Here is a 17,702-nt window from a genome sequence, read left to right as displayed (position 1 = left end):
TGCGCTCCTCAGTATTCGCCAGCGTGGTCGATGTTGAAGTTGTAGAGTTTGCGCGACGAACCGTAGCGTTTGAACTCTTCCGGTTTGGCATCCGCCCCGGCTTTCTCAAGAAGGTCCTTGAGGATCTCGATATGCTCCGGGCGCATCTCTTTTTCGACGCAGTCGGCGCCCAGAGATTTCACGGAACCGCGGACAAACAGGCGGGCTTCGTAGAGAGAGTCGCCAAGCGCATCGCCCGCATCTCCCAGAACAACAAGATTGCCTTTTTGCGCCATGAACGCGCACATGTGGCCGATATTGCCGTGCACGACGATATCGATGCCTTTCATCGAGATGCCGCAGCGCGAAGAGGCGTTGCCTTTGATGTTCAGAAGACCGCCGTGACCGGTGGCGCCCGCATATTGCGAAGCGTCGCCCTCGATGGTCACAACGCCAGACATCATGTTTTCCGCAACACCAGGACCGGTGGAGCCTTTGACGGTGATGTCGGCTTCCTTGTTCATCCCGGCGCAGTAGTAGCCGGTGGAGCCGTTGATGGTCACGGAAACCGGACCGTCGAGACCAACGGCGACCGCATGCGCGCCGCGCGGGTTGGTCAGTTCGAAAGCTTCGTTCGCCTTGCCTTTGGCAGCGGCTTGAAGCGTGGTGTTGACCTCACGGAGTTCCGTTTTGGTCAGATCGAGCGTGTTGGTCATTGGATCAGCGCTCCCAGAAGTAAACAGTTGCAGGTTCCGGTTCCCAGACGCGGGCGGCATCGATGCCCGGCAGGTCGGCAAACGCGCGGTATTCGGAGGCGAAGGCGACGTAATCGTCGGTTTCTGCCATGATCGCCGGTTTGCAAGCGATCGGGTCACGCACGACGCCGAAGCCGTTCTTGGTGCCGGTCACGAAGGTGAAGAAGCCGTCGAGATCTTCGATCGTGCCTTCGAGCGCTTCGCCGAGGGAGGCACCATCTGCGATGCGCGACGAGATGTAAGCCGCGCCCACTTCGGTGTCGTTCTCAGAGCGGGTGAACACGCCTTTCTTGGCGAGCGTCCGGCGCATTTGGTTGTGGTTCGACAGCGAACCGTTGTGCACGAGGCACTGATCGTCAGCGGTGGAGAACGGGTGAGCGCCCATCGTGGTCACAGCGGACTCGGTGGCCATACGGGTGTGACCGATGCCGTGGGAGCCGCCCATCGCGCGCAGACCGAAACGGGCCGCAACGTCTTTCGGAAGACCGACTTCTTTGTAGATTTCCATAGAAGCGCCAGAGCCCATGATGCGCAGACCCTTTTCTTCCAGGAAAGCAATGGCAGCCGCTTCAACCGCTTCCGGCAGGGTCAGAACCGCGTGGGTGTCGACGACTTTGATCGTCACCGGCGCATCGACAGCGGCGCACACGGCGGCGTCGAGATCGGCGAACGCCTCATCCGGCGTGTCCGACTGGACCGTGATCTTCACCATGCCTTCCGTCTCATCGCCATAAATCGCGATACCGGCGCTATCAGGGCCGCGTTCGGTCATGGTGATGAGCATATCGGTCAGCATATCGCCCAGCTGCGGGCGCAGTTCATCCTTTTTCAGGAAGAGGCCAACAATGCCACACATAGGTTCCTCCATAGTGGGTGTTATCTCGGCGTTCTAGCGCCGTCACAAACTCACTAATGGGAAACCTATTTTCTCTTCAAGAAAGTTTTTGTCCTGTCCGGAAAAAATACTTATCGACAGGAAAGTCGCCTCAATTTCACTCACTTTCGCCCTCAGGGCCAGAAGTCTGCCCGCAATTTGAGCAGACTGCGAACTCGCACCCCGTTCAACGGGCCTGCGGATAGGTGATGATCGACAGGTATTTTGCCGGAAGCTCGACAATTTCTTCGGGACCATGCGGCGCATCCGAATCGAACAAGAGAGAGTCGCCCGGCTCCAGCAGGTAAGTTTGATCGCCATGGCGGTAGTTCACGACACCTTCGAGCATATAGAGAAGCTCAATGCCTTCATGCTGAAACGCCGGGAAGCGATCAGAGGCACTGTCGAGAGTGATGAGATAAGGCTCAACCACAACACCCGAATTGTTCGACCCGATATGGCCCAGAAGATTGTATTGATGCCCGGCCCGCGTGCCTGCCCGCTCGATCTCGACCCCCTCGCCCGCTTTGACATGCATGCAGCCGCGTTCTTCTTCATAGCCAGAGAAAAGTTGTACCAGCGGGACGCGCAGCGCATGAGCCAGTGCGGAGATCGTATTGAGCGACGGAGAAATCACCCCGTTTTCGATTTTGGACAGCATCCCGACAGACAACCCCGTCTGCGCCGCCAAATCGGCCCCGGTCATGCGCTGACGTTTGCGCAGCTCGCGCACTTGGCGCCCGATGGCCACCTCAAGGTTCTTTTCCCGCTGCTCCTTCACCGCATGCGGGTTCTGCCGCAAAATATTCTGTTCCGTTTTCAAATCATACTCCTGTCGTCTTTTCTTTTTATTTCAATGCCGGATCACTCTTCGGCAAGCGCGCCCGCCAGATCGGGCTTGCCGCGCTGATGCCAAAGCTGCCCCAGATCACCAAGCTCCTGCATGAGCCGCGCCCCGTGGCTTTCCAGCCAGTTTAGAACCGAACCGAATTCCTGAATCTGCGCCTTGCCACCCCGGATCGTAACCACCGGCCAATCGCCGACCAGCGCATTGTCGATGCCATAGACCTCGGTGCCCCACCAATTCGCCAAGCCGAAAGCATGAGGCATCCGCCGTCCACGCTTTAGAGCCGTAAGAACCGAGGCCGGGCTCAGACTGTCCGCCGTTTCCACCGCCTCGTGCCACAAATCGAGGATCGAGGCATATTCCCAACTCACCGCCGACCAATGCGCCGGGAAACGTTCATTATAAGAGTCGAAAAACGCTTTCGGCCGGTGAAAGAAGAATGCTGTATCCGCCAGTTTGGGATCATCGAAATCCGGGAACTGGAAGGTGAACTGTTCCATGAAGGCTTCTGAGGTTCGCGCGATCATCCTTTGATAATTGTCGCAGGTACAGGCGAGGATTTCGCCCTCGAACCCGGCCTCATAGGCGGCGACCGTCATTTCCTCGATCATTGGCGGTGAGGAAGAGCACCAGCACAACACATCCGGATTTTGCAGCATCATCTGCGCCACGATCTGGCGCGGATCGCCATGTTCCTCCTGATAGATCACCTCGCTCACAATCTCGCGCTCCGCGACATCGAACGCCGCGCGGTAGACCGCAAGGGACGGCAGCCCCAGCAAATCAGTCTGTGAACACAGCGCCACGCGTCGGGCCTCTGGGCGCTCGCGTGCGAGCCATTCGACGCCCGTGACATTGAAGAACGGATGCACCTCCGCCGGGGCGATCAGATACGGGTGATCCGGCGACAAATCCGACGGCAAAAGCGTCGCGGTCAGAACCCGACGGTCCATCAGATAGGCCAGCGCCAGCCCGAGATCGCCACCGCCGAGCGTCAGAACAAGACGCACACGCTGGGTCTCGACCATCTGACGCGCCGCCTCCAGAGAGCTAACCCCGCCTTCGGCACTGTCATGCACGATCAACTCAACAAGGTGCCGCCGTCCACCGACCATCATGCCGCCATGCGCATTGATCCAGTCGACCCAAAGCTCGCAGCCTTCGATCCCCGGCCGCCCCCAGGGTTCTTCCGGTCCAGACATAGGCACCAGCGCCCCGATCCGGATCGGCGCTCGATCCTGCACGCTCAATCGCGGCAGCGAGCCTCCGACAACCAGTCTCTGCGCCAGCGACGCGCTGCTCATTTTTTCACCTCACGCTCAAAAATAGGCCAGATGACCCATTCATCTCCTGAATCTCATATTCCTCTAAAGAAAATTCATTGACCACCAGAAAATTTTTGGACCAAACCGGATTAAATCCAAAAGAACCAATCTTGATTATTGGTCCATACCAACACACGCTCAACCAACGGGAGTTATAAACATGACCAAACGAGTCGCCGTCATCGGCGCGGGCCCCTCCGGCCTCGCTCAGCTGCGCGCTTTCCAATCCGCCGCCCAGAAAGGTGCGGAGATCCCGGAAGTCGTCTGCTTTGAAAAGCAATCGAACTGGGGCGGGCTGTGGAACTACACCTGGCGCACCGGCGTCGATGAAAATGGCGAACCGGTTCATGGCTCCATGTATCGCTACCTTTGGTCGAACGGCCCGAAAGAGGGTCTCGAATTCGCCGACTATTCTTTCGAAGAACATTTCGGCAAACAAATCGCCTCCTACCCGCCGCGCGCCGTGCTGTTCGATTACATCGAGGGCCGTGTGAAAAAAGCCAATGTCCGCGACTGGATCCGCTTTTCCTCCGTCATCCGCTGGGTCGAATATGACGCCGAGAAAGGTGACTTCGAAGTCACCGTACACGACATGAAAGAGGACCGCGTCTACAAGGAGCGCTTCGACAACGTGATCGTCGCCTCCGGCCACTTCTCCTCCCCGAACGTGCCGGAATATGAAGGCTTCGCCCAGTTCAATGGCCGCATCGTCCACGCCCATGATTTCCGCGACGCCCGCGAATTCGAGGGCAAGGATGTGCTCCTGATGGGCTCCTCCTACTCCGCCGAAGACATCGGCTCGCAGTGTTGGAAATACGGTGCGAACTCGGTGACCACCTGCTACCGCTCCGCGCCGATGGGGTTCAACTGGCCGGACAACTGGGAGGAAAAACCCGCCCTGCAAAAGGTCGAAGGTAAGACCGCCTATTTCGCCGATGGCACCACCAAGGACATCGACGCGATCATCCTCTGCACCGGCTACAAACACTATTTCCCGTTCCTGCCCGACGATCTGCGCCTGAAGACCAAGAACCGTCTGGCGACCGCAGACCTCTACAAAGGCGTGGTCTACAACAACAACCCGAAGATGTTCTACCTCGGCATGCAGGACCAATGGTTCACCTTCAACATGTTCGACGCCCAAGCGTGGTACGTGCGTGACATCATCATGGACCGCATCGAAGTGCCCGCCGACAAAGCCGTGCTAGAGGCCGACGTCAAGGAACGCGTGGAGCGTGAAGATGCCTCTGACGATGTGAAATACGCGATCAACTATCAGGCCGAGTACATCAAGGAACTCATCGCTGACACGGACTACCCGTCCTTCAACGTCGACGGCGCAACCGAGGCCTTCATGGAATGGAAAAAGCACAAAGCGAAAGACATCATGGCCTTCCGCAACAATTGCTACCGCTCCGTGATCACCGGCAGCATGGCGCCCGTCCACCACACCCCGTGGAAAGACGCGCTGGACGACAGCCTGGAAGTCTATTTGCAGAATTGATCAGCCAGAACTGATCACGCGAAACCAATCAGGGCGCCCCGCCTCGGGCCCCCTTCCCTCTCCCCCTGATCCGGGGGCCAGCGATCCTCGCACCCCCGGATTTTTTTATACCGTTGGAGATCCCGTTGATCCTCGATCCTTCCGGCCTTCCCTTCCGTCCCGGCGCCCCTAAAGGGTCCATCCCCCGCCGCGCCTCCGCATTTACCCTCGCCTCAAACGAGGAACGCCACACTGTCCAAGGCGGTGGGGCATCTTTGCTTGAGATGAAGCCCGGTGATCGGATCACCCTCACCAACACGGAGGGCGGGCAGCGCTGTGAGTTGCTTGTCGCTCACAAGGACGGGCGTGTTGACCCCGGCGTTCTCGGCTGGTCCGCCGATGCCTCGGGCGAGGCGCTCCGAGCGACGGTAAACAGCCCCCTGCCCGGCATGGCCCGCATCCGCCTTGGCCTCGCCAAACGTCAGATCGACATCACGCGCGCCAAGGCCATCGGCCTCTTCTCCGGCACCAGTGCCGCAGGCGAAGGCGTCAGCTTCACCGCGCAGGATGCGGGTTGGGTGCTGATCACCGCGCCCGCGCCAGAGCCGGATTTCGAGGCGCAAACCACCGCCACGCCGATCACCGTCACGATCACCCGCGCGGAGGCCCGCCATGCCGGGTCTTTCGCCCTGCCCGATCCTCTTGCGGACACGCTGCAAGACATCCGTATCGCCTCCGCCACGGCGCAAGCCTACACGGTCAAAAAAGGCGAATTCATCCAGATCATGGATGTCGATGGCCGTCAGTGCACCGATTTCCAGTGCTTCGACGCGCGCAAAGTGGACAAAGGCATTTTCCACCCGCTCGACGTCACGACCACCCGTACGATCCAAGGTCACGCCTACCCGATGCCCGGCCTGCATTCGAAATATTTCGACCATGACCTGACGCCCTTGGTCGAAGTCGTCCAAGACACGTGCGGTCGCCACGACGCCTTTGGTCTGGCCTGTAATGCCAAGTATTACGACGACATCGGCTACCCCGGTCACGCGAATTGTTCCGACAATTTCAACGCAGTTTTAAACCCTTACGGCATCCCCGCCCGTCCCGGCTGGATGGCGGCCAACTTCTTCTTCAACACTGCGATCGACGAACATGGCGTGATGCTGGCCGACGAACCGTGGTCCCGTCCTGGCGACTACGTCCTCCTGCGCGCGCTCACCGATCTCGTCTGCGTCTCGTCGTCCTGCCCCGATGACACCTCTGCCGCCAATGGCTGGCACCTCACCGACATCCATCTGCGCACTTACGCCGCCGAAGAACGCTTTTCCCGCGCCACCGCATGGCGCCCGACCCCTGACGAGGATCCGATCATGACGCGTGAAAGCGCTTTCTACGACTCCTTCGCCGCGATGACCCGCGATTTCACTGACTACAACGGCTTCTGGCTGCCGAATTCTTTCCCGGACTGCGATCCGGTGGAAAGCTACTGGGCCTGCCGCGAGGGCGTGGTGGTCATGGACCTCTCCGCGCTGCGCAAATTCGAAGTCACCGGCCCCGATGCCGAGGCGCTGATGAACTGGGTTCTGACCCGTAACGTCGAAAAACTCGCCGTGGGCCAAGTCGTCTATTCCGCGATGTGCTATCCACACGGCGGCATGATCGACGACGGCACTCTGTTCCGTCTGGGCGAGCATAATTTCCGCTGGATCGGTGGCTCGGATGAGGGCGGTGTCTGGATGCGCGAAGAGGCCAAGCGCCTCGGCCTCAACGTCATGATCCGTTCCTCCACCGATCAGATGCACAACCTCGCCGTCCAAGGCCCGAAATCGCGTGATTTGATCAATGATCTGTTTTGGACCGCGCCGCATCATCCTGATTTGATGGAAATGGGATGGTTCCGGTTCACGCCCGCGCGTCTTGGCGATCACGACGGCATTCCTGTCGTGATCTCGCGGACCGGCTACACCGGCGAACTGGGCTATGAGATTTTCTGCCATCCGAAACATGGCGCGGAGATTTTCAAAGCGGTCTGGGAGGCCGGTCAAAAGGTCGGTATGAAACCCATGGGTCTCGCCGCTCTGGACCTCGTCCGCATCGAAGCCGGGCTTGTCTTCGCGGGCTATGATTTCTCCGATCAGACCGACCCGTTCGAGGCGGGCGTGGGCTTTACCGTCCCGCTCAAATCCAAAACCGCCGATTTCGTCGGGCGCGAGGCGCTTCTGCGCCGCAAGGAAACCCCGTCGCGCAAATTCGTGGGTCTGGAGATCGACGGCCAGAACGCCGTCGCCCATGGCGATTGCATCCGCATCGGGCGCGCACAGGTAGGCGAGATTTGCTCCGCCATGCGCTCCCCCCGGACGGGTCAATGGATCGCACTCGCCCGCATCGACGTGGCGCACGCGGAAGAGGGCACGCAGATCGAGGTCGGCCAACTTGACGGCCATCTCAAACGCTACTCCGCCCGTGTCGCCCCCTTCCCGCATTACGACCCGAAAAAGGAACGCCCGCGCTCCTGATCGCCAGAAACAACAAAACCCCGCCAAATCGGCGGGGTTTTTCATTGACCTTTTGAGGATGTCAAAGCGCCTGACCAGCCTCAATCACCAGAGCATGCAGGCCTTCGCCACCCTGTCCCAGATAGGTTTTAAGCTGGTTCAGCATCCGCGGTTCCCAAAAATCCTTGAGATGCGCCGCCACGCCCGCCGCCTGATCCCCGGGCTGCGTGGCAAAAAAACTCGCGATCTGATTGGCCATCAGCACCATTTTCGCATCGGTCATGCGCAGTGTTCCTTTTCATCCGTATAGGCTACCACCGCCTCGCGGCGCAGCACCATCAAAGTCAGTCCTGTGTCTTTTGCCAGCTCCACCGCCGCGCGCGTCGGCGAGGACAATGCGAAGAGCCCGGAAATCCCCGCGCGCACGCATTTCTGCACCAGATCGACGGAGAGCCGCGAGGTGATGATCACCGCGCCATGGCTCACATCCGTCCCAGCCAGCGCGCCGATCAATTTGTCGAGCGCATTATGGCGCCCAACGTCCTCGCGCAGGGCCATCAGCCCATCGGAGGTGAAGAACCCGGCGGCATGCATCGCGCCCACCTGATCGCGCCGCTTTTGCCCGGAGTTCAACGCCTCCAAAGCAGAGCGCGCATAAGCCTCAAGCCCCGCCGCCATCGGCGTCACCATCCCCGGAAAACCCGTCGCCTCATCAAGACTTTCAATCCCGCAAAGCCCGCAGCCCATCGGCCCGACAGAAGCCCGTCGCCGCGCATCCATCGCGCCGGAGCGCTCTTCAGGAATGCGTCCGCGTACCTCATAGCCGTTGGAATGCTTGATTGCCGTGATTTCCGTCACCTCCGACGCATCCGCGACAATGCCCTCGGACACAGCAAAGCCGTTCAAAAACTCAGGCAAATCAAAGGGCGACGCCATCATGACCGCCGCCGTCGAGCCGTTATACACGAGCGCGACGGGGGCTTCTTCCGGGAGGGCGTCGACCGTGGTCATTCAGCGGCCTCAATCCGGCGCGATTGCTCGGCCTGCGCGTTGTAGCGCTCCTGCCATTCCGACGGGCCGTTCGATGGCGACACCTGCACCGCCGTCACCTTGTATTCCGGGCAATTCGTTGCCCAGTCGGAGTAATCCGTGGTGATGACATTGGCCTGCGTGTCCGGGTGGTGGAAGGTGGTGTAGACCACGCCGGGGCTGACGCGGGTCGTGATCTTGACCCGCAGCGAGGTCTCGCCAAAGCGCGACGCCAGACGCACCCAATCGCCATCCCGCAAACCGCGATTTTCGGCGTCATGCGGGTGAATTTCCAACACGTCCTGATCGTGCCAGACGGAGTTCTCCGTCCGACGCGTCTGGGCACCCACGTTGTACTGGCTGAGGATACGGCCCGTGGTGAGCAAGAGCGGGAAGCGCGGCCCGGATTTCTCGTCCGTGGCAATATATTCGGTGACGATGAACCGCCCCTTGCCGCGCACGAAACCGTCGACATGCATCAAAGGCGTGCCCTCCGGGTGCGCCTCGTTACAGGGCCATTGGACAGAGCCTTTCTCTTCAAGAACCGCGTAATCGACACCTGCGAAGGACGGCGTGGTCGCGGCAATCTCCGCCATGATCTCCGCCGGATGGGTGTAGCGCCACGGCTTGCCGCCCGTCTCTTTCAAAACGGCGTTAGCGAGCATCTGCGTGACCTGCCAATCCTCGAACCCATTCTTAGGCGACATCACCTTGCGCACGCGGTTGATGCGGCGCTCAGCGTTGGTGAATGTGCCTTCTTTCTCCAAAAAGCTCGATCCGGGCAGGAAAACATGTGCGTAATTTGCAGTTTCGTTCAAGAACAGATCATGCACGATGACGCATTCCATCGCAGCGAGACCGGCGGCCACATGTTTGGTGTCCGGGTCGGATTGCAGGATGTCTTCGCCCTGACAATAGAGCCCTTTGAAGGTGCCATCGACAGCCGCGTCCAGCATATTCGGAATGCGCAGACCGGGTTCCGCATCAAGCTCGACGCCCCAGGTGTCTTCGAAAATCTTGCGCACTTCCGGCAGTTTCACATGGCGATAGCCCGGCAGTTCGTGCGGGAAAGAGCCCATATCGCAGGAGCCCTGCACGTTGTTCTGACCGCGCAGCGGGTTCACACCCACGCCTTGACGGCCGATGTTGCCGGTCATCATCGCAAGGTTGGCGATGGCCATGACCGTGGTCGAGCCTTGCGAATGTTCGGTCACACCGAGGCCATAATAAATCGCTCCGTTGCCGCCCTGTGCATAAGCACGCGCGGCTTCGCGGAGCGCCAGTGCAGGCACGCCTGTGAGGGCTTCGGTCGCTTCCGGCGCATGGCGTTCGTCGGAGATGAACGCCTTGTAATCTTCCCAGGCATCCACATCACAGCGCTCCGCGATGAAGGTCTGATCATAAAGCCCTTCGGTCACGATCACATGCCCCAGCGCAGAGACCACGGCGACGTTGGTGCCGGGTTTGAGCGGCAGGTGATGCGATTCATTCAGGTGTGGCGTTTCCAAGAGATCGATGCGGCGCGGGTCGATCACGATCAGCTTGGCCCCTTCGCGCAGACGTTTGCGCAGGCGCGAGGCAAAGACAGGGTGTCCATCCGTCGGGTTCGCGCCGATCACCACCACGACATCGGATTTCTCGACCGAGTCGAAATCCTGCGTCCCCGCCGAGGTGCCGAAGGTCTGCCCCAGACCATAGCCGGTCGGGGAGTGGCACACCCGCGCACAGGTGTCGGTGTTGTTGTTGCCAAAGACCGCGCGGGTGAGTTTTTGGACGAGATAGGTTTCCTCGTTGGTGCAGCGCGAGGAGGTAATAACCCCGATGCTCTTCTGACCGTATTTCTTCTGAAGCCCGACAAGTTTCTTCGCCGCGAAAGACAGCGCCTCATTCCAGGACACTTCGCGCCACGGCTGATCGACGCTGTCGCGGACCATCGGGCTCAAAATACGATCCTTATGGGTGGCATACCCATAGGCAAATCTGCCTTTAACACAGGAATGCCCCCGGTTCGCCTTGCCGTGTTTATAAGGCACCATGCGGACCAGTTGATCGCCCTGCATCTCCGCCTTGAACGAACAGCCAACGCCGCAATAGGCGCAGGTGGTCACAACGGAACGGTCCGGCGTGCCCATCTCGATCACAGATTTTTCTTGCAGCGTCGCGGTCGGGCAGGCCTGAACACAGGCGCCACAGGACACGCAATCGGAAGCCAAAAAATTCTCTGCGCCCACGGCCACGCGGCTGTCGAACCCGCGGCCTTCGATAGTCAGAGCAAAGGTCCCCTGTACCTCTTCGCAGGCCCGTACACAGCGGTTGCAGACGATGCATTTCGACGGATCGTAGGAGAAATACGGGTTGCTGTCGTCTTTGGGCAGCCATTCGGGATTGGCCTCTCCAGAGGTGTTGCGCGTCTCGAAATGGTTTGCGAGCGGCGCGCTTTTCGGCGCTTCATAGCGCACATCGCGCAGGCCGACCGCGCCTGCCATATCCTGCAATTCGCAATCGCCATTGGCCGAACAGGTCAGGCAATCGAGCGGGTGATCGGAGATATAAAGCTCCATCACGCCCTTACGAATGCGGCGCAGTTTGTCGGTCTGGGTGTGGACCTTCATCCCGGCGTGCACCGGCGTGGTACAAGACGCGGGCGTGCCACGACGGCCCTCGATCTCGACGGCGCAAAGACGGCAGGAGCCAAAGGCCTCAAGGCTGTCGGTGGCGCAAAGCTTCGGCACCTGAATGCCCAGTTCAGAGGCCGCGCGCATGACAGACGTCCCCTCCGGCACGGTGATCACCATCCCGTCGATGGTCAGCGTCACCGGTTTTCCGGTCTTGGCGGGCGTGCCACGATCCACATCGTCATAGACACCCGTCCCATTCTCCCAGGGAATCACAAAATCCTTCATGCCACCGCCCCTTTCTTTTGTCCGCAAATATCCCGGGGAGCGCGAGGGGCTGGCCCCTCGCTCCAAAGCTCAACACTCATTCTGCGGCCTCCTTCTGCGCGATCTTCGGCGCAAAATCTTCCGGGAAATGCCGCAGCGCCGACATCACCGGATAGGGCGTGAACCCGCCCAGCGCACAGAGCGATCCGTCCACCATCACCTCGCACAAATCGGTCAAAAGCGGGATCGCAGCCGTATCCCCCTCGGCAATCCGATCAATCGTCTCAACGCCCCGCACCGCCCCGATGCGACAGGGCGTACATTTGCCACAGCTTTCGACCGCGCAGAATTCCATCGCGAACCGCGCCATCGACAGCATATCCGCGCTGTCGTCGAACACCACGATTCCGGCATGGCCAATCAGTGCCTTTTGCCCGTCGAACTCTTCGTAGCCAAAGGGCGTGTCGAACTGATCCGGGTGCAGATAGGCGCCCAGAGGCCCACCAACCTGCACGGCCTTAACCGGACGCCCGGAGGCGGTGCCGCCCGCGATCTCGTTGACCAACGTGCCGAGCGGCATACCAAAAGCGGTCTCGAACAGCCCGCCTTGTTTGACGTTCCCCGCGATCTGGATCGGCATGGTGCCTTTCGAGCGACCAAGGCCAAAATTGGCGTAATGCTCCGCGCCCTTGGCGAAAATCGCCGGCACGGTCGCCAGAGAGATCACGTTGTTCACCACGGTCGGACGGCCCAGAAAGCCCTCAAGCGCCGGAAGCGGCGGTTTGGCACGGACCACCCCGCGTTTGCCTTCGAGCGAATTGAGCAAGGACGTTTCCTCGCCGCAAACATAGGCCCCCGCGCCAACACGGACTTCCATGTCAAAGGCACGACCACAGCCCAGCACATCAGCCCCCAGCACGCCCGCACCGCGCGCAATCTCAATCGCCCGGCGCATCACGGCCACGGCATCCGGATATTCGGAGCGGGTGTAGATGTAACCCTTCGTCGCCCCACAGCCGAGGCCTGCGATCGTCATGCCTTCGATCAGGGTAAAGGGGTCGCCCTCCATAATCATCCGGTCGGCGAATGTACCACTGTCGCCTTCATCGGCGTTGCAGACGATATATTTCTGCGGCGCACGGGCGAGCCGCACCGTGTCCCATTTGATCCCGGTCGGGAACCCCGCCCCACCGCGACCGCGCAGGCCGGAGAGTTTCACCTCGTCGATGATATCGTCTTGCGACATGCCAATCGCACGCTTGAGACCTGCGAGTCCGCCGTGCGCCTCATAATCCGCAAGAGACAGCGGATCGGTCAGGCCACAGCGCGCAAAGGTCAGCCGGGTCTGACGCGCAAAGAACGGAATGTCCTCGACCTTGCCCAGTGTCTCGACCTCGCCATCCAGAAGCGCCGCGACATCGTCCTCGGACACCGGCCCATAGGCCAGGCGTTCGCCATCCGTCTCGATCTCGACCAGCGGTTCCAGCCAGATCATCCCACGCGTGCCGTTGCGGATGATCTCTGCATCCAGACCGCGCGCAGCAATCTCTTGCGCCAGCGTCGCAGCCACGTCGTCAGCGCCCAGCGCCTTGGCCGCCGAATCCATCGGAACGTAAATTTTCATGCCGACACCCCAATTTTCGTGGCCGCCAAAGCCTTCTCCACCCGCGCCTCATCGGCCCGCGCGATCAGCTTGTCATCCACCATCGCGGCGGGCGCGCAAGCACAAAGGCCAAGGCAATAGACCGGCTCCACCGTCAGCTTCCCATCCGGCGTGGTGCCATGCCACTCAAGGCCGAGTTTGTCCAAAAGCCGTTCGGCCAAAGCGACCCCACCCATCGACTGGCAGGCCTCAGCGCGGCAGATTTTCAGCACATGCTTGCCTGCCGGTTTTTCCCGGAAATCATGGTAGAACGAGATCACGCCCTTTAATTCGGCTGAGGTGATCGAAAGCGCCTTGCAAATCGGCGCATGGGCCGCCGCCGGGATCACACCGAACGCATCCTGCAACGCGTGCAGGATCGGCAAAAGCGGACCTTCGTGTGAGACATGTGCAGAGATAATTTCTGCAATGGTCCCGTCATCTGCAGACAGAGCGAGAGCGTGGGCTGGCGACATGGCTGACCTCATGGAATACGACCGTATACATTTTGACCATGTGACCACGCGCGACATCGTTAAATCAATATCGTTAAATCGTTAAATGATAGAGAAAAACTATCAAACTAGATCTGAAATCCGTCGCGCCTCGGCCAACAGCGCCGCCAAAACCGGCGTATTCGGATCACGGTGTGGCGCGATGAGCCCCACGCGGTGCCCGACCTCCCCACCAGAGAGTGGAATAAGATCGAGCGCCTTACCCTCAGTGAGAAACCGCGCCACGCCTTCGGGCAGGACTGTGATCCAGCCACCGCTCTCCACATGCGCGATCAACACCACCGTCGAATTCGATTCGACGCCCACCTCCGGCACCACACCAGATGCGCTCAGGTTACGGTCGATGATCCGTCGGTTCTGCATTTCCGGCGACAAAAGGCAGATCGGCACCCCGTCGAGATCGCTCCAATCGACCGATTTGCGCCCGGAAAAGACGCCCCCCTCAGCGCTCACCACCATGTAACGCTCTTCATAGAGCGGCACGGCACTCACGCGACCAAGAGGTTCATTGTCGAGATACGTCAGCCCCGCGTCCGCATCGAGATCGTCCAGCATGGTCAGGATTTGCGACGAAGGTTTCGACAGGATCGTCAGGCGCACATTCGGATGCGCCGTCATGAACACGGTCGAAAGCCGCGCGGCCCAAGTGAGCGCCGTCGGGATCGCCGCAATCCGCAACTGCCCGGACAGGCCATGTTTCGTCGCCCGCATTTCATCGCGAAGCTGGCGGCTGTCGGCGACAATCTTGCGCGCCCAGACCAAGGCCCTTTGCCCCTCCGGCGTCAATCCGCCGAAGCGCGAACCGCGAAAAATGAGCTGCACGCCCAACTGATCTTCGAGCTGCTTGATTCCCGCCGAAAGGCTGGGTTGCGTGATGCCAAGCGAGATCGCGGCCCGCCCGAAATGGCCCTCTTTGGCGACGGCGATGAACATTTCGAGCTTGCTCAGCATAGGGAGGTTCCGATCAAAAGCGCTTCTTTTGATAGGCATATCATATCACCCCCAAACAGGCCACGTCTCCTCTTGGCGCGGCCGATCAGGACCGCTAAGACAGACGTCCCGACAGGAGGACCACAGTTGAGCACGCCCACCGATCCGCAAACATCCGCGCGTATTGCCCGCACCATCGCCACCGACATCGCCGCCTCGCAGACACAGGTCTCCGCCGCGATCGGGCTTTTGGACGAGGGCGCGACCGTCCCCTTCATCGCGCGCTATCGTAAAGAGGTCACGGGGGGCCTCGATGACACGCAGTTGCGTCTTCTCAATGACCGCCTCTCCTACCTGCGCGAGCTTGAAGCCCGCCGGGTGACCATCCTCAAATCCATTGAGGATCAGGGCAAGCTGACCGACGAGCTCAAACGAGCCATCGCAGGCGCGGAGAGCAAATCAACGCTCGAAGACATCTACCTGCCCTACAAGCCCAAACGCCGGACCAAGGCGATGATCGCCCGCGAAAACGGCTTGGAGCCTTTGTTGGACGCGATCAAATCGGACCGCTCCGCCGATCCCGAAAAACTGGCCGAAGGCTTCATCTCTGAGGCCGTCCCCACCGTCAAAGACGCGCTCAACGGCGCGCGTGACATCGCCACCGAAGAGCTCTCAGAAAGTGCAGAGCTTCTCGGCAAGCTGCGCGATTTCATGCGGCGCGAGGCGCTTGTCACCGCGAAGGTCATCGCGGGCAAGGAACAAGAAGGCGCGAAGTTTTCCGACTATTTCGACCATTCCGAGAAATGGGCTGACATCGCCTCCCACCGCGCGCTTGCCATCCTGCGCGCCGCCAAGGAAGAGATCGTCACGATGGACATCGCGCCCGAGCCGGAAGACGGCGCGGCACGCGCCATCGCCATGGTCGCGTCTTATCTGGGCACCGCATCGGAGCAGCCCGGCGATCTGTGGCTGCGCACCGTGGCGCGTTGGGCTTGGCGGGTCAAATTTGCGATCTCGCTGCACATCGACCTGCTGGGCGAGTTGCGCCAGCGTGCCCATGAGGACGCGATCACCGTGTTCTCGCGCAACCTCAAAGACCTTTTGCTCGCCGCTCCGGCGGGCGCGAAAGCCACGCTCGGCCTCGATCCGGGTATCCGCACAGGCGTCAAAGCCGCCGTGGTCGATGCCACCGGCAAGCTCTTGGAAACCGCAACGCTCTATCCGTTCCAGCCGAAAATGGATGTGCGCGGGGCAGAGGCGAAAATCATCGATCTAGTGACCCGTCACGGCGTCGATCTGATCGCCATCGGCAACGGCACCGCCAGCCGGGAAACCGAGAAACTCGTGGGCGAAACGCTCAAACTCCTGCCGCCCTCCGTCAAAGCCCCGACCAAAGTCGTGGTCTCGGAAGCGGGCGCGTCGGTCTATTCCGCATCTGAGCTTGCCGCCACGGAATTCCCCGATCTCGACGTGTCGCTTCGAGGCGCGGTCTCCATCGCCCGACGTCTGCAAGACCCGCTCGCGGAATTGGTGAAGATCACACCCGAAAGCATCGGCGTCGGCCAGTATCAGCACGACGTCGACCAGCGCCGCCTGTCACAAGCGCTCGAAGCCGTGGTCGAAGACGCGGTGAACGCCGTCGGCGTGGACCTGAACATGGCCTCTGCGCCGCTCTTGGCCCAAGTCGCGGGGCTCGGCCCGTCACTCGCCCAAAGCATCGTCATCCACCGCGACATCCACGGCGCTTTCCCCTCGCGAAAATCCCTGCTCAAAGTTTCCGGCCTCGGCCCGAAAGCCTTTGAACAATGCGCGGGTTTCCTGCGCATCCGCGAGGGCGACGAGCCGCTCGACGCCTCCTCCGTGCACCCGGAGGCCTATGACGTCGCCCGCGAGATCGTCAAAGCCTGTGGCCGCGACATCCGCGATATCATGGGCAGCCCCGCCGCGCTCAAGGGCCTGCGCGCCGAGCAATTCGTCACCACGGACTTCGGGCTACCCACCGTGCGCGACATTTTCACAGAGCTGGAAAAACCCGGCCGCGACCCGCGTCCCGAGTTTAAAACCGCGACCTTCACCGATGGCGTCGAAGACATCAAAGACCTGAAACCCGGCATGCGGCTTGAAGGCACCGTCACCAACGTCGCCGCCTTCGGCGCGTTCGTCGACATCGGCGTGCACCAAGACGGGCTGGTCCACGTCAGCCAGCTCGCCGACCGTTTCGTCAAAGACCCGCATGAGGTGGTGAAAGCTGGAGACATCGTTTCTGTGCGCGTCACCGAGGTGGATATTCCCCGCAAACGCATCGGGCTTTCGATGCGCAAGGACGGCGGCGCGTCCGAAGATCGCAAACCCCAACAGTCGCGTGGCAACCCAGCTGGCAACGGCGGCAAAGGCAATTACGGCGGCAAGCCCCGTGGCCCCAACCCCGGCGGTCCGAAAGGGCGCGGCGCGCACAACCAAGGCAAGGGCCAAGGTGGACCCCAAAGCGGTGGCCAAGGTGCCCTCGGCGCGGCTCTGCTTGATGCGATGAAAAACAAGCGCTGAGCAAACCCGCCGCCACGCGCCCTTCCGCGACGTGAAGCCATATATAATGACGCGATTGGCCGGAGAATCTTGACTTCTTCGGCCATATCGCTTTTCTGCACCCATTCAAGTTCCGGCATAACACCCGGATAAAAGGGAACATGGAACGGGCCCTAACGCCCGAAGCCGTGGCTGCCCCCGCAACTGTGAGCGGTGAGCGAGGCCAACCAGAGCCACTGGGATTTCCCCGGGAAGGCTGGCTGTCGCCGAGATCCGTGAGCCAGGAGACCTGCTTGGATGATCACCCTTTTCCGGGCGCGGGGCGTGCCATGGAAGCGGCACATCCGCAGCGGTGACGCACTCACTGTCTGCGGAGCATTCCTCCACAGGCCCAAACGGATCACGGGAAGCCGCGCGCTT

Annotated in this window: 13 protein-coding genes and 1 riboswitch; of the genes, 3 read left to right on the top strand and 10 right to left on the bottom strand. The window is 60.7% G+C overall.

The annotated features are described in order from the left end of the window. Positions 1-8: 8 nt before the first annotated feature. The 4 genes from ACYBHZ_RS09810 to ACYBHZ_RS09795 form a co-directional block, all read right to left on the bottom strand. On the bottom strand, positions 9-695 hold the full coding sequence (locus ACYBHZ_RS09810; RefSeq protein WP_460274089.1) for a GltB/FmdC/FwdC-like GXGXG domain-containing protein: 687 nt from the start codon (positions 693-695) through the stop codon (positions 9-11). A 4-nt stretch (positions 696-699) separates the two neighbouring features. Beyond that, entirely contained in the window at positions 700-1,590 is an 891-nt protein-coding gene (locus tag ACYBHZ_RS09805; RefSeq protein ID WP_460274088.1) for a class II glutamine amidotransferase, read from the bottom strand. A 205-nt stretch (positions 1,591-1,795) separates the two neighbouring features. Further along, the gene (locus ACYBHZ_RS09800; RefSeq protein WP_460274087.1) at positions 1,796-2,431 is read right to left on the bottom strand and encodes a helix-turn-helix domain-containing protein; all 636 of its coding nucleotides are present in this window, start codon (positions 2,429-2,431) and stop codon (positions 1,796-1,798) included. 41 nt (positions 2,432-2,472) lie between these two features. After that, complete coding sequence (locus ACYBHZ_RS09795) at positions 2,473-3,759, bottom strand: ABC transporter substrate-binding protein (protein WP_460274086.1); 1,287 nt, start codon at positions 3,757-3,759, stop codon at positions 2,473-2,475. Between the two features lie 181 nt (positions 3,760-3,940). Here ACYBHZ_RS09795 and ACYBHZ_RS09790 point away from each other — a divergent pair, with 181 nt between their 5' ends. Both ACYBHZ_RS09790 and ACYBHZ_RS09785 read left to right on the top strand, forming a co-directional pair. After that, positions 3,941-5,284 (top strand): NAD(P)-binding domain-containing protein, encoded by a 1,344-nt coding sequence (locus tag ACYBHZ_RS09790; RefSeq protein WP_460274085.1) that lies wholly within the window; start codon positions 3,941-3,943, stop codon positions 5,282-5,284. Positions 5,285-5,412: 128 nt separating this feature from the next. Continuing rightward, complete coding sequence (locus ACYBHZ_RS09785) at positions 5,413-7,782, top strand: DUF1989 domain-containing protein (RefSeq protein ID WP_460274267.1); 2,370 nt, start codon at positions 5,413-5,415, stop codon at positions 7,780-7,782. 61 nt (positions 7,783-7,843) lie between these two features. On the opposite strand, the gene ACYBHZ_RS09780 is transcribed toward ACYBHZ_RS09785, so the two are convergent. The 6 genes from ACYBHZ_RS09780 to ACYBHZ_RS09755 all read right to left on the bottom strand — a co-directional run bounded on the left by ACYBHZ_RS09780 (position 7,844) and on the right by ACYBHZ_RS09755 (position 14,780). Continuing rightward, positions 7,844-8,044: a formate dehydrogenase subunit delta gene (locus ACYBHZ_RS09780; RefSeq protein ID WP_460274084.1), complete on the bottom strand. Its 201-nt coding sequence runs from the start codon at positions 8,042-8,044 to the stop codon at positions 7,844-7,846. After that, positions 8,041-8,772, bottom strand: a complete 732-nt coding sequence (gene fdhD / locus ACYBHZ_RS09775; protein ID WP_460274083.1) for a formate dehydrogenase accessory sulfurtransferase FdhD — start codon at positions 8,770-8,772, stop codon at positions 8,041-8,043. The genes ACYBHZ_RS09780 and fdhD overlap by 4 nt, the downstream gene beginning before the upstream one ends. Continuing rightward, entirely contained in the window at positions 8,769-11,693 is a 2,925-nt protein-coding gene (gene fdhF, locus ACYBHZ_RS09770) for a formate dehydrogenase subunit alpha (protein ID WP_460274082.1), read from the bottom strand. Before fdhF ends, fdhD begins: the two co-directional genes overlap by 4 nt. A 76-nt stretch (positions 11,694-11,769) precedes the next feature. Further along, positions 11,770-13,296 (bottom strand): formate dehydrogenase beta subunit, encoded by a 1,527-nt coding sequence (locus ACYBHZ_RS09765; protein ID WP_460274081.1) that lies wholly within the window; start codon positions 13,294-13,296, stop codon positions 11,770-11,772. After that, the gene (locus ACYBHZ_RS09760) at positions 13,293-13,790 is read right to left on the bottom strand and encodes a formate dehydrogenase subunit gamma (protein WP_460274080.1); all 498 of its coding nucleotides are present in this window, start codon (positions 13,788-13,790) and stop codon (positions 13,293-13,295) included. Before ACYBHZ_RS09760 ends, ACYBHZ_RS09765 begins: the two co-directional genes overlap by 4 nt. Positions 13,791-13,892: 102 nt before the next feature. Beyond that, the gene (locus ACYBHZ_RS09755) at positions 13,893-14,780 is read right to left on the bottom strand and encodes a LysR family transcriptional regulator (protein ID WP_460274079.1); all 888 of its coding nucleotides are present in this window, start codon (positions 14,778-14,780) and stop codon (positions 13,893-13,895) included. 126 nt (positions 14,781-14,906) lie between these two features. On the opposite strand from ACYBHZ_RS09755, the gene ACYBHZ_RS09750 reads away from it, so the two are divergent. After that, positions 14,907-17,303 (top strand): Tex family protein, encoded by a 2,397-nt coding sequence (locus tag ACYBHZ_RS09750; protein WP_460274078.1) that lies wholly within the window; start codon positions 14,907-14,909, stop codon positions 17,301-17,303. A gap of 90 nt (positions 17,304-17,393) precedes the next feature. Next, positions 17,394-17,593: riboswitch (cobalamin riboswitch) on the top strand. Positions 17,594-17,702: the final 109 nt, after the last annotated feature.

This window comes from Celeribacter sp. ULVN23_4 (assembly GCF_054788345.1).
Note: the sequence above shows the minus strand (reverse complement) of the source record. Positions and strands in the feature narration are given on the sequence as shown.